At 70.3% G+C, this 21,165-nt stretch carries 21 protein-coding genes and 1 pseudogene; 12 read left to right on the forward strand and 10 right to left on the reverse strand.

Annotated features, from left to right (window positions below; all coding sequences use genetic code 11):
• Window positions 1-94: 94 nt before the first annotated feature.
• From ACWY4P_RS11420 to ACWY4P_RS11430, 3 genes are all read right to left on the reverse strand, one after another.
• Window positions 95-673 (reverse strand): dienelactone hydrolase family protein, encoded by a 579-nt coding sequence (locus tag ACWY4P_RS11420; RefSeq protein ID WP_456212887.1) that lies wholly within the window; start codon window positions 671-673, stop codon window positions 95-97.
• A 43-nt stretch (window positions 674-716) separates the two neighbouring features.
• Complete coding sequence (locus ACWY4P_RS11425; RefSeq protein ID WP_456210363.1) at window positions 717-1,388, reverse strand: hypothetical protein; 672 nt, start codon at window positions 1,386-1,388, stop codon at window positions 717-719.
• Window positions 1,389-1,449: 61 nt separating this feature from the next.
• A complete protein-coding gene (locus tag ACWY4P_RS11430; RefSeq protein ID WP_456210365.1) occupies window positions 1,450-2,241 on the reverse strand; it encodes an IclR family transcriptional regulator in 792 nt (263 codons plus the stop codon).
• Window positions 2,242-2,367: 126 nt separating this feature from the next.
• Between ACWY4P_RS11430 and ACWY4P_RS11435 the strand changes: the two genes are divergently transcribed.
• The 5 genes and pseudogenes from ACWY4P_RS11435 to ACWY4P_RS11455 all read left to right on the forward strand — a co-directional run bounded on the left by ACWY4P_RS11435 (window position 2,368) and on the right by ACWY4P_RS11455 (window position 8,189).
• Window positions 2,368-3,678 carry a glucarate dehydratase family protein gene (locus ACWY4P_RS11435; RefSeq protein WP_456210367.1) on the forward strand — a complete coding sequence of 437 codons (1,311 nt, stop codon included), beginning with the start codon at window positions 2,368-2,370 and terminating at the stop codon, window positions 3,676-3,678.
• Window positions 3,679-3,888: 210 nt separating this feature from the next.
• Entirely contained in the window at window positions 3,889-4,149 is a 261-nt protein-coding gene (locus ACWY4P_RS11440; protein ID WP_456210368.1) for a hypothetical protein, read from the forward strand.
• Between the two features lie 260 nt (window positions 4,150-4,409).
• Entirely contained in the window at window positions 4,410-6,383 is a 1,974-nt protein-coding gene (locus ACWY4P_RS11445; protein WP_456210370.1) for a GDSL-type esterase/lipase family protein, read from the forward strand.
• A gap of 670 nt (window positions 6,384-7,053) precedes the next feature.
• Window positions 7,054-7,245, forward strand: a pseudogene (locus ACWY4P_RS11450) (DUF6519 domain-containing protein); the annotation flags it as partial.
• Between the two features lie 62 nt (window positions 7,246-7,307).
• Entirely contained in the window at window positions 7,308-8,189 is an 882-nt protein-coding gene (locus tag ACWY4P_RS11455; RefSeq protein ID WP_456210372.1) for a peptidoglycan-binding protein, read from the forward strand.
• 90 nt (window positions 8,190-8,279) lie between these two features.
• Here ACWY4P_RS11455 and ACWY4P_RS11460 read toward each other — a convergent pair whose 3' ends face one another.
• The 5 genes from ACWY4P_RS11460 to ACWY4P_RS11480 form a co-directional block, all read right to left on the reverse strand.
• On the reverse strand, window positions 8,280-8,708 hold the full coding sequence (locus tag ACWY4P_RS11460) for a lasso peptide biosynthesis B2 protein (RefSeq protein WP_456210374.1): 429 nt from the start codon (window positions 8,706-8,708) through the stop codon (window positions 8,280-8,282).
• Window positions 8,705-8,938, reverse strand: a complete 234-nt coding sequence (locus tag ACWY4P_RS11465) for a lasso peptide biosynthesis PqqD family chaperone (protein ID WP_456210376.1) — start codon at window positions 8,936-8,938, stop codon at window positions 8,705-8,707. The genes ACWY4P_RS11460 and ACWY4P_RS11465 overlap by 4 nt, the downstream gene beginning before the upstream one ends.
• A 29-nt stretch (window positions 8,939-8,967) precedes the next feature.
• Entirely contained in the window at window positions 8,968-10,638 is a 1,671-nt protein-coding gene (locus ACWY4P_RS11470) for an asparagine synthase-related protein (RefSeq protein WP_456210378.1), read from the reverse strand.
• A gap of 177 nt (window positions 10,639-10,815) precedes the next feature.
• Window positions 10,816-10,956: a lasso RiPP family leader peptide-containing protein gene (locus tag ACWY4P_RS11475; RefSeq protein WP_456210380.1), complete on the reverse strand. Its 141-nt coding sequence runs from the start codon at window positions 10,954-10,956 to the stop codon at window positions 10,816-10,818.
• Window positions 10,957-11,084: 128 nt separating this feature from the next.
• The gene (locus ACWY4P_RS11480) at window positions 11,085-12,014 is read right to left on the reverse strand and encodes an MBL fold metallo-hydrolase (protein WP_456210382.1); all 930 of its coding nucleotides are present in this window, start codon (window positions 12,012-12,014) and stop codon (window positions 11,085-11,087) included.
• A gap of 272 nt (window positions 12,015-12,286) precedes the next feature.
• On the opposite strand from ACWY4P_RS11480, the gene ACWY4P_RS11485 reads away from it, so the two are divergent.
• The 3 genes from ACWY4P_RS11485 to ACWY4P_RS11495 all read left to right on the forward strand — a co-directional run bounded on the left by ACWY4P_RS11485 (window position 12,287) and on the right by ACWY4P_RS11495 (window position 15,043).
• Window positions 12,287-12,436, forward strand: a complete 150-nt coding sequence (locus ACWY4P_RS11485) for a lasso RiPP family leader peptide-containing protein (protein ID WP_456210384.1) — start codon at window positions 12,287-12,289, stop codon at window positions 12,434-12,436.
• 142 nt (window positions 12,437-12,578) lie between these two features.
• A complete protein-coding gene (locus tag ACWY4P_RS11490; RefSeq protein ID WP_456210386.1) occupies window positions 12,579-14,345 on the forward strand; it encodes an asparagine synthase-related protein in 1,767 nt (588 codons plus the stop codon).
• Window positions 14,342-15,043, forward strand: coding sequence for a lasso peptide biosynthesis PqqD family chaperone (locus ACWY4P_RS11495; protein WP_456210388.1), 702 nt, complete (start codon window positions 14,342-14,344; stop codon window positions 15,041-15,043). Before ACWY4P_RS11490 ends, ACWY4P_RS11495 begins: the two co-directional genes overlap by 4 nt.
• On the opposite strand, the gene ACWY4P_RS11500 is transcribed toward ACWY4P_RS11495, so the two are convergent.
• Both ACWY4P_RS11500 and ACWY4P_RS11505 read right to left on the reverse strand, forming a co-directional pair.
• On the reverse strand, window positions 15,007-16,149 hold the full coding sequence (locus ACWY4P_RS11500) for a sensor histidine kinase (RefSeq protein ID WP_456210390.1): 1,143 nt from the start codon (window positions 16,147-16,149) through the stop codon (window positions 15,007-15,009). The genes ACWY4P_RS11495 and ACWY4P_RS11500 overlap by 37 nt on opposite strands.
• Window positions 16,146-16,808, reverse strand: coding sequence for a response regulator transcription factor (locus ACWY4P_RS11505; protein WP_456210392.1), 663 nt, complete (start codon window positions 16,806-16,808; stop codon window positions 16,146-16,148). The genes ACWY4P_RS11500 and ACWY4P_RS11505 overlap by 4 nt, the downstream gene beginning before the upstream one ends.
• Before the next feature lie 175 nt (window positions 16,809-16,983).
• Between ACWY4P_RS11505 and ACWY4P_RS11510 the strand changes: the two genes are divergently transcribed.
• The 4 genes from ACWY4P_RS11510 (at window position 16,984) to ACWY4P_RS11525 (ending at window position 21,158) form a co-directional block, all read left to right on the forward strand.
• The gene (locus tag ACWY4P_RS11510; protein ID WP_456212888.1) at window positions 16,984-17,925 is read left to right on the forward strand and encodes an ATP-binding cassette domain-containing protein; all 942 of its coding nucleotides are present in this window, start codon (window positions 16,984-16,986) and stop codon (window positions 17,923-17,925) included.
• Window positions 17,922-19,451 carry an ABC transporter permease subunit gene (locus ACWY4P_RS11515; protein WP_456210394.1) on the forward strand — a complete coding sequence of 510 codons (1,530 nt, stop codon included), beginning with the start codon at window positions 17,922-17,924 and terminating at the stop codon, window positions 19,449-19,451. The genes ACWY4P_RS11510 and ACWY4P_RS11515 overlap by 4 nt, the downstream gene beginning before the upstream one ends.
• Window positions 19,448-20,224, forward strand: coding sequence for an ABC transporter permease (locus tag ACWY4P_RS11520; RefSeq protein WP_456210396.1), 777 nt, complete (start codon window positions 19,448-19,450; stop codon window positions 20,222-20,224). The genes ACWY4P_RS11515 and ACWY4P_RS11520 overlap by 4 nt, the downstream gene beginning before the upstream one ends.
• Window positions 20,225-20,444: 220 nt before the next feature.
• Window positions 20,445-21,158: an SDR family NAD(P)-dependent oxidoreductase gene (locus ACWY4P_RS11525; RefSeq protein ID WP_456210398.1), complete on the forward strand. Its 714-nt coding sequence runs from the start codon at window positions 20,445-20,447 to the stop codon at window positions 21,156-21,158.
• Window positions 21,159-21,165 lie beyond the last annotated feature (7 nt).

The raw sequence follows: 21,165 nt of genomic DNA on the forward strand, positions 1-21,165 counted from the left end.
TGGCATCACCCAAGCGGAAAGTACGATGGCTGTCAAATTTTGACGAGCATCAAACTTCTAGCTTCTGCGGAATCGGCTGCTTTCACCGAACCGGCTACCCCACGGACCGCAGAAACGTCAGCGTGCGGTCGAGCAGCAGCGCGGCCGCGTCCGCGTCGTAGGACGCGAGCGTGCTGTCGGCGAAGTAATGCTGGTCGCCCGGGTAGAGGAACAGTTCGGCCTGCCCGGCCGAGGCAACGAGGGCCCGCGCCGCGTCGAGGTCGCCCTCGCCGGCGAAGATCGGGTCGGCGTCCATGCCGTGCACCTGGACCGGCACACCGTCCGGCCAGGCCGGGCCGAACTCCGCGACCGGAACGCACGCGTAGTACAGCAGCGCTCCCCGCGCTCCGGCCCGGGTCTGGGCCAGCTTCTGAGCCGGGAGCACTCCTACCGAGAAGCCGACGTAGACGAGGTCCACGGGCAGGTCGTCGACCGCCCGGGCACCGCGCTCGATCACCTCACCGAAGCCGATCTGTTCGACGTGGCCGATGCCCTTCTCCAACGTGTCGAACGTACGCCCGTCGAAGAGGTCGGGCGTCCACACGGCGTGCCCGGCCCGGCGCAGCTCGTCGGCGAAAGCGGTCACCCCCGGCGTGAGCCCGAGCGCGTGGTGGAACAGCACGACGTCGGCCATCCCTGCCTCCAGTTGTGAGTCGACAGCACGAATGATCAAGGCATCAGTATGCTCCGGAGAAACGCGTGCGGCCGCCGACCCGGAGGGGGCGCCCTGGCGGAAGGGGCGACTCCAACCGCTCGTCCACCGGGATGCCCGACCAGTCGATGCGCAGTGCCTTGCCGCCCGGCTCTGCCTGCATTCGAACGTTCAGGTTGTACTCGGCAATGCGCCGGCCAGGTCGATGGATCTGCAAGAGCATCCGCTCCCCGTGCTTCTCCTCACCCTCGCCCAACTCGCCCTCGTCCAATTCCCCCTCGTTCGCGTCGAGAATCTCGACGCATCGCCTCCTCCTATGCCGCGACGGCACCCTCGCGATCTCCCGACCAGGTGAGCGCATGCCCCAGGTGCAGCGGCACGAGGGGGTCCGTGGGATCGACGACTCCATACCGCCCAACAAGGTGCCGTCGTCATCGTCGAAATCACAATTCACATGGAACAGCACGGCATGCCGCAGCGCGAACGTCGCGGCCATCGAGCGCAGGACGGCAATCGTGGCGGCAGCCTCCGCGTCACCGTGGACCGCCGCCTCCTCGGCCTCATCGCAGCACTGCCGCACATCGGCCAGCAGCCTGGCAATCTCCCGCTCGTTGTCAAATTGCTGGAGCAAAAACTCACAGTCGGCGAGCAGGCGATTCGCGCGTATCAATGGGGGGGCCATATCTCCCCCAGTCATGAAGCCGCAGCCTACAGGCAGCTGTCCCCGTGCGGATCGGAGTCGAGAGCCGGCGCCATAGCTAGCGCCATTGAGGGGCCGCCCCCGCGGCGCCGGGCGCCGCGGCTTCGATGCGGCCGCGGATCTCGCGCATGACGGTGACGATCCGCCGCTCGTGCTCCTCGGTCAGCCGGGCCGTCGGCACCGAGCAGCTGATCGCGTCGATGGCGGGCGAGTCGTACCGCAGGGCGAACCCGAAGCCCGCGATGCCCACCACGCCCTCCTCCCGGTCGATCGCGTAGCCCCGCTCCCGTGCTCGCGCCAGATCCGCGGTCAGCGAGGCGCGGTCCGCGTGGGTGTTGGGCGTCAGCTGTTCCCAGGGACCGTCGGGCAGGGGGAGCTCTCGCTCGTCCCGCTCGGCGAGGAGGGCCTTGCCGAGCGCGCCGGCGTATGCGGGGAGCCTGCGGCCGACCCGGCTGAAGGGGCGCAGATACTCGTGTGACTCGCGGGTGGCGAGATAGATGACGTCGCCGCCGTCGAGCCGGGCGAAGTGGATGGTCTCGCCGAGCGCGTCGGACGCCTCGTCGAGGTACGGCCGCGCGGTGCGTACGTGCGGGTCGCTGTCGAGGTAGTTGGTGCCGGTGAGCAGGGCGCGGATGCCGATGCCGTAGAGCGAGCCGGTGGCGTCGGTGCGCACCCAGCCGCGGTCTATCAGCGTCTGGAGGAGCGCGTACATGCTGCTGCGCGGCACCCCGAGCTCGTCGGCGAGCTCGCGCAGCCGGGCCGGGCGGTCGCCGCGCGCGGCGAGCAGTTCCAGCAGCTCGACGGTGCGGGCCGCAGACTTCACTTCGCGTACGCCGCCGGTATCGGACATGGGTCAGATCGTAAACGGCGAACGGCGGCGATCGCTGCCGTGGGTATTGACGGCCCTTGCCCCTCTCTCTAGCCTCTCCCTCACCTTCATCTTCATACGTAGACAGCATCCACATAGGGAGACGATATGACGGCCCCCACGGCCGACACACCGAATCTGACCATCAGCGAGGTGCGGCTGACACCGGTCCTGGTGGCCGACCCGCCGCTGCTGAACACCCAGGGCGTGCACCAGCCGTACACGTCCCGGCTGATCATCGAGGTGGTCACGGCCGGCGGGGTGACGGGCGTCGGCGAGACGTACGGCGACAGCAAGTATCTGGAGCTGGCCCGGCCGCTGGCCGACAAGCTCGAAGGGCGCGCGGTCAATGATCTGAACGCGCTGTTCACACTGGCCGACGAGGTCGCGGTGGACTCCGCCCAGGTCGAGAACGCGGTGGACGTCGGCGGGCAGCGCGGTGTGCAGACCGCGGACAAGCTGCGGCTGTCGATCCTCTCCGGGTTCGAGGTGGCGTGCCTGGACGCGTGGGGCAAGTCCGCCGGAATGCCGGTGCACGCGCTGCTGGGCGGCAAGGTCCGCGACCGCGTCGAGTACAGCGCGTATCTGTTCTACCGCTGGGCCGAGCACCCGGGCGGCGCGGGCGAGCCCGACGACTGGGGCGCGGCGCTCGACCCCGCGGGCGTGGTCGCGCAGGCCGAGCGCTTCGCCCGTGACTACGGCTTCGCCTCCTTCAAGCTCAAGGGCGGGGTGTTCGAGCCGGACCAGGAAATCGCCGCGATACGGGCGCTGGCCGAGCGGTTCCCCGGGCAGCCGCTGCGGCTCGATCCCAACGGCGCCTGGTCGGTGGAGACCTCCCTGAAGATCGCCGGGGCGCTGCGCGACGTCCTGGAGTACCTCGAGGACCCGACCACCGGCACCGGCCGGATGGCCGAGGTCGCCGCGGCGGGCGGGGTGCCGCTGGCCACCAACATGTGCGTGACCACCTTCGGCGAGATCCGCGAGGCCTTCACCCGGAACGCGGTCCAGGTGGTGCTCTCCGACCACCACTACTGGGGCGGGCTGCGCAACACCCGCGAACTGGCCGCGATCTGCCGTACGTTCGGGGTGGGGCTGTCCATGCACTCCAACACCCACCTGGGCATCAGCCTGGCCGCCATGACCCACGTGGCCTCGACGGTGGCCAACCTGGACTACGCCTGCGACAGCCACTACCCCTGGCAGACCGAGGACGTGATCACCGAGCGGCTCACCTTCCGCGACGGCCGGCTGGACGTGTCCGACGCGCCGGGCCTGGGTGTCGAACTCGACCGGGGCAAGCTCGCCACCCTCCACCAGCGGTGGCTGGACGACGACGGCACCATGCGCGACCGCGACGACGCCGCGGCCATGCGCGTCGTCGACCCCGGCTGGGTCACCCCGGCCTTCCCGCGCTGGTAGCCCTCCGCCGCCTGGCTCTACGGCCGCCGCCCCGGTCAGCGGCGGCGGCCGGAACGGGCGACGGCGGACGGCCCGCGCGCCGAAACCGGTCGAAGCCCGACGCGGGTTGTCGCTTATCGCATTACGGCTGCGCCCACCGGGATGAGGCGGGACACTCTCAGTCCGAAGAACGGGACCGTACTTGAGTCACGGGACCAGCGGAGGATGTTCATGCACTCACCGCAGGACGCGAGCGAGGCGGTCGGCCTGATGTGGGACCTGGTCACCGCCCTGGAGAACGGCGAGCGGGACTATGTCGACTGTGGGGCCGAGCTCGTCCAGCTCACCTTTGTGCAACAGCCGTACATGATGCGAGAGGCACTGGCCGAGTTCGAGCGCCAGGTGGCGCTCGATCCGGCCCCCGCGGGGGCGGTGCCGGAGATCGTCGAGACCGTCCGGGACGTCATCGGCAGCCCGGACGAAACTTTTTGACGGTCTTTCGGCTGGAACTTTCGATGGGAATTTTCGAACCTGACCGCCTCTCTTGACGTTGAACCGATTCAACGCTTCCATCGTGGGCGCGCCCGCGATGGGAGCGCTCCCGAGGAGGTTCCCGGGCCGGTACCCGCACCCGCCCACAGAGAGGACGGCCCATGCCGCCGACCGCACCCCCCACCAGGAGCACCAGGAGCACCAGGAGATCCACCGCCTGCACGGCCGTACGCACGGCACGCGCCATGTTGTTGCTTGTCATGACCACGTCCTTGCTGGTCTGGGGCCTGAGCCTGGGCGGCTCCCGGGCGCACGCCGCCCAGACTCAGGCCACCACGGCCCTGGGCAACGGCTCGGTGAGCGACCCGAACATCTCCTACGTCGGCCGCTGGGACGTGAGCTCGGGCACCGCCGCCGTGCCCAACTGGACCGGCGGCTACCTCCAGACGGCTTTCACCGGGACGACCGTGAAGGTCAAGGCCCGCGACGCGGTGAACTTCTACGCCGGCGTCGACGGCGGCGCCGATGTCTTCTACGCGGGCGTCAAGGGCACCGTCAACCTCACCCCGCAGCCCCTCCCCCAGGGCAACCACACCCTCCGGATCTCCTACCGCTCGGGCGACACCGTCTTCCAGGGCCTCGTCCTGGACTCGGGCGCGGGGACGATCAGCCCACAGGTTCCTTCGAAGCTGATCGAGTTCGTCGGGGACTCCATCACCGCCGGCGCCCTGACCGACCGGCTCGCGCTCGACTCGTACGGCTGGAAGACCGGCGAGCAGCTGGGCATGCGGCACACCCAGATCGCCCGCTCGGGCTACTGCCTCGTCGGCAAGGACGGCTGCACGGGGCTGGCCACCCAGTTCTTCAAGACCGCCTCCACCGGCGACCAGAACTGGGACTTCTCCCGCTACCAGGCGAACGCGGTCGTCATCAACCTCGGCACCAACGACATCGGGCACGGCGTCACCGGCGCCGAGTTCCAGGCGGCGTACACCAACCTCCTGCGCGACATCCGCGCCAAGTACCCGAACGCGGCCCTCTTCGCGCTCCAGACCCTCAAGAAGCGCTATGTGACCGAGACCAAGGCCGCCGTCAGCGCCCGTACCGGCGCCGGGGACGCCAAGGTCTACTACGTCGACACCACGGGCTGGCTCACCGACGGTACCGACTACGAGGACGGCAACGGGCACCCCAACGAGTCCGGCCACACCAAGTTCGCGGGCCGCCTCGCCCCGGTCGTCTCCGCGAAGCTGGGCGCCACCGCCACGACCAACACCGCCACCAAGGCCGCGGCCGTCGCCCCCGGGGACCCGGGCGACCCCAACATCAAGTTCTCCGGCCGCTGGGACACCAAGAGCTCCGCCACCGCTTACACCCCCTACTGGGCGGGTGCGTACTTCCGTACCGGCTTCACCGGGCGCACCGTCAAGCTCAAGCAGCGCAACGCGATCGACCTGTGGGCCAGCATCGACGGCGGTCCCGCCACGTTCTTCGACGAGGCCAAGGGCACGGTGAACCTGACCCCGACCCCGCTGTCCGCCGGAAACCACACCCTGCAGGTCAACTACCAGGTGATCGCGGGGTCCTACCACGGTGACGCGGTCTTCCAGGGGCTGACCCTGGACAGCGGAGCCACCACCTTCACACCGCCCACCCCGAAGAAACTGATCGAATTCGTCGGCGACTCGATCACGGTCGGCACCACGACCTCTCAGAACGCGCGCACCGCGTACGGCTGGCTGATCGGCGAGCGACTCGGCGCCGACCACACCCAGATCGCCCAGGGCGGCGCCGCACTCGTGGACACGGCGGACGACCGTATGAGCCTGGAGCAGCAGTTCACCAAGCTGAACCCGAACGCCGCCACGCCCGCCTGGGACTTCTCCCGCTACCAGGCGAACGCGGTGGTCATCAATCTCGGCACCAACGACGTGGGCCGCGGCGTGACCTCGGCGCAGTTCCAGGCCGCCTACTCCAGCCTGCTGCGCAAGGTCCGCACCGCCTACCCGAACGCCTGGATCTTCGCCCTGGAGACCTTCCGCGGCCGCTTCGTCCCCGAGACCCAGGCGGCCGTGACCGCCGCCGTCAGCGGCGGCGACAGCAAGGTCTCCTTCGTCGACACCACGGGCTGGCTGGCCTCCGACGAGCTCTCCGACTCCGTCCACCCCAACGACAAGGGCCACCGCACCATCACCGACCACCTCGCGCCCATCATCTCCGCCAAGCTCGGCTAGCCGGCCCCTGCACGCACGCACCGCATCCGCGGGCCTCCGGTCGCCGGCCGGGGGCCCACGTGCGCGATAACCCCGGGTCCGGCAGACCGCAAATCGGCGCGCCGAGGCGTGCGCGCATTCGGCTCGTTCCCGCCGCAGCCGCCGCGCGCTCGTGATCTTTGATCGTGAATTGACTTCGTATTCCCGCAGGGTAATGCCTTGTTCAAGCCGGACTCGAGTAAAACGATCTAGAATTCCGGGACCGGCGAGATGACCGGAACACCGGCTTGACCCACCCTGAGGTGGGGAAAGAAACTCAAGAAGCACTCATGCATCAAGAGCGCAAGCGATGTGCTGGACCTTGCGATACCGATTTCGCGAGGGTGTGCGACGGGGGAAGCAGTGGAGAAAGTGCGCGCACGGCGATGACGTGTTCGCGCGCCCTTCACTTCCCCTCCTCATCTCTTGGTGCACTCAGAGAATGGAGGGGGAATGCCGACGCACGCGGGCTATCCCGGCGTATACATCGAAGAGCTTCCCAGCAGCGTCCGCACCATCGCCTCGGTGACCGCGCTCGTGGGCCACACCCGCCGGGGTCCGTTGAACACGCCGGTGCGGTCACCAGCTTCGCTGACTTCGAACGCCGCTTCGGCGGACTCACCTCGCAGAGCGCGGTCGGCTACGCCGTGCACCAGTTCAGCTGTACCGGGTGGAGATCCACGAGGGCGGCACGGCGAAGGAGGCCACCTTCAAGTGGTCGCGGGAGAACGGCTCGGTGGTGTTCCCCGTCAATGAACTCCACGGCACCTGGGTCGGGTTGGCGACTCCCGGCAGTGACGACAAGCTGGATCTGAACGTCGGGGACTGGGTCGCGAGGGCGGATTGAGCCCCGCACCGACGACATCCGTACATCATCACGTACCCCCTTTGAAGGAGCACACCAAGATGGCCACTCCCCTGACCGCCGACCGCCTGCTCAAGGCACTGCGCGACGAGGGACTGGAAGTCCACGAAGTCCGCAGCTGGCGCACCCACAACCGGAACTCCAAGGGCCCCTGGGGCCCGATGAACGGAGTGATGATCCACCACACCGTCACCAAGGGCACGGCCTCCTCCGTGGCGCTGTGCTACGACGGCCACTCGGCCCTGCCCGGGCCGCTGTGCCACGGCGTCATCGACAAGTCGGGCGCGGTCCACCTGGTCGGCAACGGTCGCGCCAACCACGCCGGCCTCGGCGACCGCGACGTACTCAACGCCGTGATCAACGAGACCGCGCTGCCCCGCGACAACGAGGCCGACACGGACGGCAACCGCCACTTCTACGGCTTCGAGTGCATCAACCTCGGCGACGGCGAGGACCCCTGGCCGGAGGCGCAGAAGCTGGCGATCGAGAAGGTGTCCGCGGCCATCTGCCGGGCGCACGGCTGGACCCAGAAGTCCGTGATCGGCCACCTGGAGTGGCAGCCGGGCAAGGTGGACCCGCGCGGCTTCTCGATGGACAGCATGCGCTCCCGCATCGCCAAGCGCCTGGGCGCCAAGCCGGACGGCCCCGCCCCGCAGCAACCCAAGCCGCCCGCGACGTACGAGCCCTTCCCTGGCTCGGCGTTCTTCCGGAACGGCCGCGAGAGCAAGATCATCACGGCGATGGGCAAGCGTCTGGTCGCCGAGGGCTGCGGGCGGTACGAGGAGGGGCCGAGCCCGGAGTGGACCGAGGCGGACCGCAAGTCGTACGCGGCGTGGCAGCGCAAGCTGGGGTACTCCGGCGACGACGCGGACGGCACCCCGGGCCGCAAGAGCTGGGACAAGCTGCGCGTCCCGAACGTGTAGCCGCCATTTGTGGTGAGTACGTTTGTGGTGAGTATGAGACGGCGGCACGCCGTAACGTCGGCGTGTCGCCGTCTCGTACTCACCACAAACTCACGAATGCCCCCGGGCCACCGGGGTGACGGACAACAACGGCCGGTAGTGGCCCGCCGGATAGGGCTCTCCGACGGGCTCGCCCGCGACCTCGATCCAGGCGTGTGCCTCGAACGGGCTGGTGCGCACCCCCGTGCACCAGGTGGGCCACACGCCCCGGCTCCGGCACAGCAGAGCCGCCGCGATGGACCGCTGTAGACAGGCCTGGCCCGCGCAGCGCAGGCTCACCGCCACCACGGCCCGCCGGGCGGCGAGCGCCTGCTCGGCGGTGGCGGGCCGCGCGCCACGGCGCAGAAACTCCAGCACCGCGCGCACCCGGGCCGGCTTGGCGCGCGCGAGCAGCCGGGCCACGACCACGGCGAGCCAGGGCATCACGCGTCGGTGGAACGGCAGCCGGTCCCGGTCGGCCAGGGCCATGGGAGCGCTCATCGGGCCTCGTCAAGCAGGTGCGCCTCGCGCAGCTGTGCCACCAGCCGGGAGACGTCGCGCCGCGCCGCATCGGAGTCGACACGGTGGTGGGCTGCCAGCTCGTCCGCGGCCTGCTCGTCCGTACGGCCGTCCAGCAGGGTCTTCAGCACGAACACGCCGGTGGGATTGAGCTGCCAGTACCGGCCGGTGCGCTGATGGAGCAGGACGGCGCCGTCATCGGTCTCGGCCATGGACACGTCCTGACGCAAATTCAGGGACATCATCGCTTCCCAAGTGGTCGAGGCAAGGAAGAGGTTGCCGCGCGGGCCCAGGTCTCACACCCAAGAAGCTTTTCGGTGGTGATGTCCCTGGAGATGTCGGCATGCGGTGTCAGCAGGTACTCGCGCAGCGCCCCGGGGGACACCAGACCCATGTCGGCCAGGACGGAATCGGAGAACACCTCCAGCAGCGCGGACAGATTGCGCTGCCGCCCGACCCGTACATCGGCGCTGAAGTCACCCTTGGTGGTGCGGCCCAGCACCACGTCCGGCACCAGCCCCCGCATGGACTCGGCCAGCAGCGGCTTGTAGCGCCACGGCGTGACGCGCTCATGCAGCCGCACCGCCAGCGCCGCCTCCACCACCCGGTCGTCCAGATAGGGCTGGTGCAGTGCCACGCCCGCCGCGCCGAACAGCCGGGACACCTGCCGGTACGCCGGCGCGGTGATCCGCAGCGCGGTGAGGTACTGATGCTGCCCCCGGTCCTCGGCGAAGGGCATGGCGTGTTCGGCGGTGGCGCGCAGCGCCTCGCGCGCGGCGGCCACGGCATCGTCGGTCGCCCAGACCGGGGCGCGCAAAGGTGCCGGCCCCCAGCCCAGCGCGGGGGCTCTGCGCGGCGGGGGCGGGCCGGTCAGCCCCTCGGCCTGGGTCAGCCACCACTGGGCGGGGCTCTCCGCCCGTACCAGCTGGGCGACGATCGCGGCGAACGGCCAGCGGCTGAGCGCACGGTGCCCGCGCAGGTGCCGGACCGCCGTCAGGGGGTGGCGGCGGGCCAGCCGGTGCAGATAGCCGGGGAACGCGCTGAAGAGTTCGTCGGCACCGTGCCCGGCCAGATGCCACCGGGACCCGTGCTCGGCGAGCAGCCGCGCCGTGTACCGTACCCGCGCCAGCGTGCGCGGGAACAGATACGGCCGTTCGGTGTCGGCCAGGGCCGCGGGGTCGGTGAAGATCGGTGGCAGCTCGTCCTGAGCCACCACCAGATGGTGTGCGTCGGGCAGCGAGCGTGCGGCCTGCGCGGCGAAGTGGGAGTCGTCGTTTCCCGCCTCGGCCTCGGCCCACCGGAAGGTCAGCAGCGCGGGGGTGTGGCGTGCGGCCAGGAAACTCAGTGAGGTCGAGTCCATGCCGCCGGACAGATCCGCGCTGAGCCCGCCCCTGTCCCGGCGCCGCCCGTCCACCGCCGTGATCAGCGCGGCCCGCAGCGCCGCGGCGCCCGCCTCCAGGCCGAGTTCGGGATCGGGCGGCCGCCACCACCGCGACTGACGCGCCCGGCCCGGCTCCAGCAGCAGACAGTGGTCGGGCGCCACCGTGGACACGCCCGCCCATACGCTCCGGTCGGCGAGCGGCGGCGGCAGCATGCCACCGCACACGACACGGGCGGCCAACGCGCCCGCGTCGACACCGGCCCCGGTCATCACCGCGAGCACATCGGCCCGGTCGGCGGCGATCGGCACCTCGCCCAGCCGGGTGTGGAACACCTGGCGCAGCCCCGTCACGCTCCCCTGGACACGTGTTGTGGCATCGACGGCGGCCACCAGATGGAAGCTCCCCGGCAACGCCCGTGCCACGGCGTCCACATCGGTCAGCGTACGAACCCGTCGGCACAGCTCATCGAGCCGGCCGGTGGTGACCGGGCAGAACCCGATCACCACCAGTCGCACGGGCCCGGTCGCCACCTGACGGATCTCATCCGGCTCCCACCGCCCCACCAGCCATGGTCGGCCCGACGGGTGCGATATCAAACAAGGAGCCTCAAAGGGATACGCATCAAACGAGAGCTGTGTACCCGGCACGTCCGGAAGGACGACAAACCCGGTGCTCATCTCAAACAATCCGGAAGGTTGCCCTCACCATCAGGTGTGCTCGCCAATGATGTCGGTGTACCGGCTTCCGAATCCGAGCGTGTCCTCCGAGAACTCACCCACGGCCACCAGGGCCGGTGGCTCGTAGCTTTCGACTGCGTCTTGCTCGTCCGTTCTCGCCTGTTTTTCCATGGGTTTTCCTCCAGAGATAGATCCAGTGAATCGACCCCGAGGTCGACCACTGATTACCCCTCCTTCGAAAAACCATGCGACCCGCCCGCCCCAGTTGCCACGATTCGGCAGCTTCCTGACGCATCGGCTCAGACCTGTGTCGGCAGCGGCCCTCCGTTGTAAGCGATCGCGTCGGCGAACGTCGCGAAGGGGTCGAAGTCGCCACCCACGCGGTCCGCGTACGCACGGTGCAGATTGAGGACGATGCGCTCGGCGTCGGGGAGATCCCCGAACTCGCCGAGCGAGCAGGCGCGCGCGGCCTCCAGCGGCGTCAGCCCGTCCCGCAGGCCCGCCTCGGCCGTGTCCAGCACCAACCGGTAGTAGCGCCGGTGGGTGTCCAGCACCTCGGGCAGAGTGTTGGCATCGATGAGGGGGCCATGCCCGGGTACGACATGCTCGGGCTCGAACGCCGCGATCCAGTCGAGCGAGCGCAGCGCGCCCTCCACGGAGCCCATGAACACCAGCGGATTGACCTGGTGGAAGAGCAGATCCCCGGCAAACAGAACACGCTCCTCGGGAAGCCACGCGATGGCATCCCCCGGGGTGTGCGCGGCATACCCGGGGTGATGCAGTTCGATGCGCCGCTCCCCCACGTGCAGCGTCAGCGCCGTACGGAAGGTCACCCCGGGCGCCCGCCGGGTCACCCCGCCCCAGTCCGGGACCGGATGCCAGGCGGGCGGACAGCCGTCGATCACGGTGTCGGCGAGGATCCCCTCGCGGGTCGCCTCATGGGCGACGATCACGGTCGTCTCGGGCAGCAGGCTGTTGCCGTGCGTGTGGTCGCCATGCAGATGCGTGTTCACCGCATACCGCACCGGCGCGCCACCGGCGGCCTGATCCACCGCGCCCAGCAGATTGCGAGTGCGGCGCTCGGTGGCGCAGGTGTCGACGAGCACGACCCCGTCGTCCGCGGCCACGACGCCCGCGTTGTTGACCCACCACGAGCCGTCCGGCTGAATCCAGGCGTACACGCCGTCGGCAATGGGCTGGAGGGTGCCGGTCTGGTTCGGGTCGTTCATGAGCGAAGTGTGTCATGGTTCGAAAATCGGATCGGGAATCGGCTCGGGAATCGGTCGTCGATGGCTCAAGTAATGGGATTGAGCGGCGCGTTGACGTCGTAGCCGCGCGCCACCCGATGTCCGCCTGGTGCTTCCGATCCATTCGTGCGGGTTGTTTAGCGGTTTATATCGCTTATTTGCCATGAGGCGGGTGGAACCGTGGGCTGGCGGCGCCGCGGTCGGCCGGGTGGCCCGCTCGGTGAGGAGTTTCGGCCGGGAAGGGGGTGAATCCCATGGAAGCAACAGAACAAACAGAAGAGACACCTGAGGTCTATGAGTCGCCGGTGGTCACGGAAGCCGGCGACTTCGCCGAGGTCACGGCGGGCAGCATCTTCGGTTTCCAGTATGACGGTGGCTTTTACCCGTACAGCCAGTACGGCTGACAGGTGGTCGGCGGGGGCGGGCCGTGCCCGTCCTCGCCGGACCGCGTGGTTGCGAGTTGAGGCGGTGCGGGTGCTCATGGACACGTGGTGGTTGATCCTGCCGGATACGGAGGCGGCGGCCGCCCTGGCGGATCGGCTCGGTGTGCGAAATCTGGATTGTCTGCGGCACGCGTCGGGTCGGCCGTGGCTGCTGGGCCGCTGGCGTGGCGCGGGGGTGGTGACAGCCGAGGCGGGGGACGCGCGGGTGGCGGTGTTGGGCCGGTGCCTGCTGACCCCGGATGCCCTGCGGACGCGGGTCGGGCGGCTTCGGGATGTGCGGGAGGTGGAGGGCGCGGTCGGGCGGGTGGCGGGCAGCTACCACGTGTTGGCCACGGTCGGTGGCCGGGTGTGGGCGCGCGGCACCGCCTCAGCGGCGTGTCGGCTGTTCACCACTCGTGTGGAGGGTGTGCAGGTGGCGGCGCCGGGGGCCGATGTGCTGGCCGGGCTGCTCGGCTCGGCCCCGGACCAGGAGATGCTGGCCGCGCGCCTGATGGATCCTCCCTTGTCGTGGGCGGCGCTGGGCGGACGCACCATGTGGCGGCAGGTGTGGGCGGTGCGGCCTGATGAGGCGCTGGTGTGGGAGCGGGACGGGGCTCAGCGCACCGTGCGGTGGTGGCGTCCGCCCGAGCCGGAGCTCGGGTTGCGTACGGCGTCCGAGGGGGTGCGCGCCGCGCTGGTCGAGGCGGTGGCCACCTGCACGGCCGGTGGGGGGACGGTCAGTTCGGATCTGTCGGGCGGGCTGGACTCGACCAGCCTGTGCTTTCTCGCGGCCGCCCGGGGCGAGGCCGAGTTGGTGACGCTGCGCTGGGAGGGCGTGGACGCGCAGAACGACGACGCCTTCTGGGCGCGGCGGGCGGTCGCGGCGCTGCCGGGGGCCACCCATCTGGTGGTGCCGGAGCGCGAGACTCCGGACTGGTTCGCCGGTGTCGGCGGGATGCGCTTGGCCACGGAGGAGCCGGTGGCGTGGGCGCGGGATGTGGTGAAGCAGAGCGATGTCCTCGATCGGGTGGGGGCGCACGGCTCTCGGCTGCATCTGTGCGGAGGTGGCGGCGACGAGCTGTTCACCCCGTCGCCCGCCCACCTGACCGACCTGGTGTGGTCGCATCCGCTGCTGGTGCTGCGGCGTCTGCGGCGCCGGCGGTTCGACTGGCGGGTGAGCCGTACGGCGGCACTGCGCGCGGTGTGCGATCGGGGCGGCTACCAGCGGTGGCTGTACCGGGCATGCCGCGATCTGACCTCGCCACCGCCCAACCCGCTGCTGAGCCGACTGGGCTGGCAGCCACCGCCCCGCATGCCCGCGTGGGCAACCCCCGAGGCGGTACGCGCCGCCTCGGCGATGCTCAAGGGCTCCGCCGCCCGCTGCCCCGAACCGCTGGCCCCGCAGCGGTCCCTGCACACCGCGCTCTCGCAGGTACGCGAGGGCGGCAACGCGATCCGCCAGATGAACCAGGCTCTCCCCGGGCCCGATTACGCCCTCCCCTACAACGACGACGCGGTGGTGGCCGCCGCGCTGTCCGTCCGCCCGCTGGAAGCCGGCGTCCCGGGCCGCTTCAAACCGCTGCTGACCGAGGCGATGGACGGCATCGTGCCGCGCGAGATCCTGCGCCGTACCTCAAAAGGCCGCTACGGCACCGACCTCTACCGTGGGCTGCGCCGCCGGCGCGGCGAGATCCTGGCCCTCCTGGACGGCTCACTGCTGGCCAAGGCCGGTCTGATCGACGCGGAGCGGCTGCGTCGCGCCCTGCACGCGCACGCTTCCGTGTCCGAGGCGGCCCTGCTGACGCACACCGTGGCCGGGGAGATCTGGCTGCGCTCGGTGGCCCAAGGACCGCGCCCACGGGCCGTTCGACTCACTGGAGGCGCTCGTTGACACCCATCACGTTGCGGCCGCAGGTCACCTGCGTGACCACCCCGGAGGGCATGGTGCTGCTCGATGAGCGGTCCGGACGCTACTGGCAGCTGAACGCCACCGGCGCCCTGATCCTGCGGCACCTCCTCCGCGGCGAGACACCGCGGCAGGCCGCCGCCGCCCTGGCCCGCAGACACCCCGCGGCCGCCGCCCGCGCCACCGGAGACGTCGACCAGCTCCTGTCCATGCTCCGCGAGCGCCGCCTGCTGGCCGAGCCCCCCGATTCCCGCACCCCGGCGCCCGCCCCCGGCCCCAAGCTGCCGGCACCGGGGAGGATCACCCCGGCGCACCGCGTGCTCGCCATGCTGTGCACCGCGGCCGCCGGTCCGCTGTCCCGTGCCCGGCCACGCCGTATCCGCGCCGTGCTCTGCCTGCTGCGCCGCGGCGCGGCACCGGCCTCTCCCGAACAGACCGCCGCCGCCCGCCACGCCGTGGTCACGGTCAGCGCGCGCTGCGCCGCCGCCCGAAGCTGTCTGCACCGCTCGCTGGCCACCACCCTGCTGTGCCGGGCCCTGGGGGTATGGCCCACGTGGTGTACGGGGGTGCGTACCGACCCCTTCGGCGCACACGCCTGGGTGGCCGTGGACGGTGTGCCGATCGGCGAACCCGCCCACGAGCGCGGCTACACCCCCGTCATCACCGTCCCCCCGTGCTCCTGAGAGGGGTGTGCGAACCGTACGGTGATGGCCAGGCCGCCTTCTGGGCGTGCGGTGGTCGTGAGGGTGGCGTGGTGAGCTTGGGCGACGGCGTTGACGATGGCGAGGCCGAGGCCGAGGCCGTAGCCGTCGCGGCGGCTGTTACGGTCGGGCGCCAGTCTCTGGAAGGGTTGGAAGAGGCGCTGGACCTGGTTGTCGGGGATGACCGGCCCGCCGTTGGTGATCGTCAGGGTCGCCTGTGTGCCAGAGGTCTGAGTGGCGATCTCCACCTGCCCGTCCGGTTGGTTGTGGCGGATGGCGTTGTCGATGAGGTTGGCGATGAGGCTTTCGATCAGTCTCGGGTCCCCGGCCGTCACCGCGGGCGTGAGGTGTTCGGCGAGGTCGATGCCTTTTTCTGTCGCTTGGTCACGGCGGGAGGCGAGCACTCCCCGGACGACTTGGGCGAGGTCGAGGGTGTCGCAACGGGTGGCGCCGCGCTCGCTGGTGGCCAGGGCGAGCAGTGCTTGGACGAGTCGTTCCTGGTGTTCGCCGAGAGCGAGGGCCTCCTGGCAGGCCGAGCGCAGGGTGTCGGGGTCGGCGTCGGGGTCGGCGAGGGTGACTTCGAGGAGGGTGCGCAGGCCGGCGAGGGGGGTGCGCAGCTCGTGGGATGCGTTGGCGACGAAGTGTCGTTGGGCGTCGAAGGATGCTTGGAGGCGGGCAAAGAGGTCGTCGAGGATGTAGCCCAGTTCGGTCAGCTCGTCGGCGGGTTCGCCGAGGTTGAGGCGCTGGTGGAGGTTTCCGGCGGAGATGGCTTTGGCGGTGGCGGTAATGGCCCGCAGGGGCCGCAGGAAGCGGCCGGCGACGAACCAGCCGCCGGCGAGGGCGACGGGGATGAGGACGGCGAGCGCGATGGCGGAGCCGACGAGGAGCTGGTGCGGGCCGATCCCGTTCCCGGTGCCGGTGATCGTGCCTGGCGCTGAGCTGTGGGCGGGAACGGTTGACTGGATGCCGACCAGGGGCACGGTGACGACGGCGAGGACCACGATCCCGGCCACATAGATTCCCGCGGCGTAGAAGAGCGCGAGCCGGGTCCGCAGGGACCGGCTGGGAAGCGGCCGGGGTTCGGTCATGCCGGCCCGATCCGGTAGCCGCCTTCGCGGATGGTCTCGATCACCGGCGGGTCGCCGAGCTTGGCCCGCAGCCGGTGCACGGTGTGCTTGACCGCAGAGGTGAAGGGGTCGGCCGCTTCGTCCCAGACGCGTTCGAGGAGTTCCTCGGCGGGCAGGACCAGGCCCGGTGCAGCAAGCATGCATTCAAGGAGCGCGAACTCCTTCGGGCTGAGCTCAAGTCGCCGGCCGGCGCGGAACGCCACCCGGCGAGCCGGGTCGAGGGTGATGTCCCCGCAGGAGAGGATGGGAGGAAGCGGCGGGGTGGCCCGGCGGGCCAGGGCCCGGACGCGGGCGACCAGTTCGGCGAAGGCGAACGGCTTGGGCAGGTAGTCGTCCGCGCCGAGGCTGAGCCCGTCGACGCGGTCTTCGATGGTGCCGGCCGCGGTCAGCATCAGCACGCGGGTGCCGGAGCGGTCGCCGACGAGTCGCCGGCAGATGTCGTCGCCGCCGACGTCGGGCAGGTCCCGGTCGAGAATGACCACGTCATAGCGGGTGACGGCCAGGCGGGCAAGGGCGTCGGTCCCGTCCAGCACGACATCGACGGCCATACCCTCGCGGCGCAGCCCGGTGCCGATCGAGCGGGCCAGCACCTCGAAGTCCTCGACCACCAGGACCCTCACCGCGGATCACCGCCGGTCGTACGGGAAGGGCGGCGGGGCGGGGCGTCGGTTCGAGGTGCCATGTACTCAACGATGCCAGCTCGCAGGTTCCAGCCAGGTCGCAGCGGCTGAGACCGGGCGGGAACCAGCCGCCACGTACAACAGCCCGCATGAGATCACATCGAACCGGCAGCTCATCCCGGTGAGCGCCGCAGAGATCACCGTCACCGGGCTGCGCAAGCGATACGGCGCGACCCGAGCCCTCGACGGCATGTCCTTTACCGTCCGTCCGGGGCTGGTGACCGGCTTCGTGGGGCCGAACGGGGCCGGTAAGTCCACCACGATGCGGGTGATCCTCGGCCTGGACGCGGTCGATGAGGGCACCGCGCTGATCGAGGGGAGGCCGTACCACAGCCTTCGGCACCCGCTGAGCCACGTCGGTTCACTGCTGGACGCGGCGGCGCCGCACCCCAGCCGGAGCGCTCGTAACCACCTGCTCTGGCTGGCGCATTCACAGGGCCTGGCCGCACGGCGGGTGGACCGGGTGCTCGATCTGGTCGGCCTGACCTCGGCGGCCCGGCGCAAGGCCGGCGGCTACTCGCTCGGCATGCGGCAGCGGCTCGGGATCGCCGCGGCCCTGCTGGGCGACCCGCCGATCGTCATGCTCGATGAACCGTTCAACGGCATGGACCCCGACGGCATCGTATGGATACGTGGCATCCTGCGGTCGCTGGCCGCTCAGGGCCGCGCCGTCTTGGTGTCCAGCCATCTGATGAGCGAGGTGCAGGACACCGCCGATCACCTCGTCGTGGTCGGGCGCGGCAAGGCCATCGCCGACGCCGGCGTGGCCGACCTGGTCGCGGCCGCGTCCGGGAGCCGGGTGGCCGTGCGTACCACGGCCCGGCCGGACGCGATGACAGTGCTCGGGCGTGCGGGCGCTGCCGTGGCGGCTACCGGCCGCGACACCGTGACCGTCTCCGGCCTGCCGGCGGAGCGCATCGTGGCGTTGCTCAACCGGAGCGCGGTCCCGTTCTCGGAGGTATCGGCGCACCGCGCCACCCTTGAGGACGTCTACTTCGAACTCACCCGCGAGGCGGTCGAGTTCCGCGCCGCGACGCCCACGGAGGTACCACGGTGACCTCTACCGTTACGCCGTACCGAACCGGCCAACGGGTCGGGCGAGACGGATTCCTCCAGTTGCTGCACGCGGAATGGACCAAGCTCCGGACGGTCCGGGGCTGGACGGTCGGCGTGGTGGTGGCAGCGCTGATGGTGGTGCTGTTCGCCCTGCTCGTCGGGGTGAGTGGCAATCAGAAGGGTTCGCCACCCGTTCCGATCGGACCGGGCGGTGGGCCGGTCACCGACAGCTTCTACTTCGTGCACCAGCCGCTGGCCGGAAACGGCAGCATCACCGTCTCGGTTTCCGCGCTCAGAAGCAGCGTCCCTCAGGGCCCCGGGGACCTGCGGCCCGGCATCGTGCCGTGGGCGAAGGCCGGGATCGTCATCAAGCAGAGCACCCGCCAGGGATCGCCCTACGCGGCGATCATGGTTACCGGCAGCCACGGCGTGCGGATGCAGGACAACTACGTCAACGACACGGCCGGCCTCCCCGGCCCTGTCTCCGCCGCGTCTGTTCGCTGGCTGCGGCTGGACCGCTCGGACGACGCGATCACCGGCTATGCCTCCACCGACGGCACGCACTGGACCAAGGTGGGCCACGCGCAGGTGAGCGGGCTCGGACCGACCGTGCAAGGCGGGCTGTTCGTCGCCTCGCCGCCTGCCGTGGGCGGCGGGGGCACGGCCGGCAGTGTGTCCACGGCCACCTTCGGGGATCTTCGTACCCAGGGGGGCTGGGCCGGTGGCAACTGGACAGGCGGTCAGGTGGGAGCCGAATCCCCCGGCTTTGCCGGCTACCCGGAGAACTCCTCGGGTTCGGTCACGGGATCCGACGCCCGGTTCGCGGTGACCGGTGCCGGCGACATAGCGCCCGCTGTCCGCGACAGCCTGCCGACCGGCGGCCACCTCCGGGACATCCTCACCGGCACGTTCGCCGCGCTGATCGCAGTGATCGTCGTGGGGGCGCTGTTCATCACCGCGGAGTACCGGAACAAGATGATCCACCTCACCCTGGCCGCGAGTCCGAGGCGGAGCCGGGTGCTGGTGGCCAAGGCGATCGTGTTGTGGGCCGTCACCTTCGTCGCCGGGTTGGCGGGGGCGATCCTCGCGACTCCGCTCGGTGAGCGGCTCGCCCGGGGCAACGACGTCTACATTTTCCCGGTGTCGTCCTCGACCGAACTGCGCGTGGCGCTCGGGACCGCGGCGCTGCTCGCGACCGCCTCGATCCTGGCCCTCTCCGTCGGCGCCATCTTCCGGCACAGTGCGGGCGCGGTCACCACCGTCATCGTGGCCATCGTGCTGCCCTACATCCTGACCGCCATCCCGTTCATGCCCGCAAGCGTGTCGAACTGGCTGGCCCGGGTGACGCCGGCGGCGGCCTTTGCCGTCCAGCAGACGCTTGTGCGGTATGACCAGGTCGCAGGCAATTACACGCCGTACTACGGCTACTACCCGCTGGCGCCATGGGCCGGGTTCGCCGTGCTGGCCGGCTACGCGGTGGTAAGCCTGGCCGTAGCAACCGTCCTTCTCCGCAGGAGGGACGCATGAGACCGGCCCTGCACGCGGAATGGACGAAGATACGGACCGTCGCCGGCCCCCTGTGGCTGCTGCTCGGCATGATCCCGGCGACAGTGGCCCTGAGCGCCGGGGCGACCTCGGTGGTGACATGCGCGGCCGCCGGCTGCGGCGGCGACATGACCAAGCGCAGCCTCATCGGCGTCGAGCTCGGCCAGGCGCTGGTCGCCATGCTGGCCGTGCTGGTCATCAGCGGCGAGTACAGCTCGGGCATGATCCGCACCACACTCGCGGCGATGCCGCGTCGGACCACCGTCTTCGCGGCCAAGGCCATCACGCTCACCGGCGTCGTGGCCGCGGCCGGAAGCATCGCGGTTCTCGGGTCGCTGCTGGCCGGGCGGTTCATCCTGCCCCGCCACGGCTTCACAGCCGCCCGCGGCTACCCGGCCCTGTCCCTGGCCGACGGTCCCACGCTGCGTGCGACCGCCGGGTCGATCCTCTACCTGACCCTGATCGCCCTGCTCAGCCTCGGCATCGCCGCCATCGTGCGGGACTCCGCGACCAGCATCGGGGTCATCCTCGGCCTGCTCTACCTTCTCCCCATCCTCTCCCAGGTGATCGGCGATCCGCACTGGCAGCGCCTCCTCCAGCAGATCGGGCCGATGAGCGCCGGGCTCGCCATCCAGGCCACCACCAATCTCCACAGCCTGCCCATCAGCCCCTGGGCCGGCCTTGGCGTCACCGCCGGGTGGGCCGCCGCCGCGCTCGTGGCCGGCGGCCTGCTGCTCCGCATACGCGACGCCTAAGAGTGCCCCTGCGGCAACGCCGGTTCATCGTCCCGTTCCTACTTCGGACCCCACCCCAATCTCGCGCTGACGTGGGCTGGAAGGCCCTCCCTCCCAGCTGAGAGGAAACCGGCCTTTGCCCGCCCCTGCCCTGGGCCCTACGGTGTAATAGTCGACCGGTCGGACAAGAAACCGTGACGTCCGGTCGCGAATTCGTACCCTTTTCTTGGAGAATGTCACCATGGGCTCTCAAGACCAGAAGGTCGCCGTCATCACCGGCGCCTCGCAGGGCATAGGCGCCGCCCTCGCCGACGCCTACCGCAAGCTCGGCTACGCCGTCGTCGCCACCTCGCGCGCCATCCCTGCCTCCCCCGACACGGGCATCCTGACCGTCCAGGGCGACATCGCCGACCCCGCCACCGCCGAGCGGGTCATCGCCGCCGGCATGGAGCGGTTCGGCCGCGTGGACACCCTGGTCAACAACGCGGGAATCTTCGTCGCCAAGCCCTTCACCGATTACACCCCGGCCGACTACGCCGCTGTGACCGGGATCAACCTCGCCGGTTTCTTCCGCATCACCCAACTGGCCATTGAGCAGATGCTCACCCAGGGCGGCGGTCACATCGTCAACATCACCAGCAGCCTGGTCGACAACGCCGACTCCCGGGTCCCCTCCGTGCTGGCCTCGCTGACCAAGGGCGGCCTCCAGTCCGCCACCAAGTCCCTCGCCATCGAGTACGCCACCCGCGGCATTCGCACCAACGCCGTCTCGCCAGGCACCATCAGGACTCCCATGCACCCCGAGGAGACCTATGCGGACCTCGCCGCGCTGCACCCGGTCGGCCGGCTGGGCGAGGTGAGCGACATCGTGGACGCGGTGATCTACCTGGAGAACGCCCCGTTCGTCACCGGCGAGATCCTCCACGTCGACGGCGGCGTGAGCGCGGGCCATTGAGCAGGAG

It is taken from the genome of Streptomyces sp. LZ34 (genome assembly GCF_053890475.1).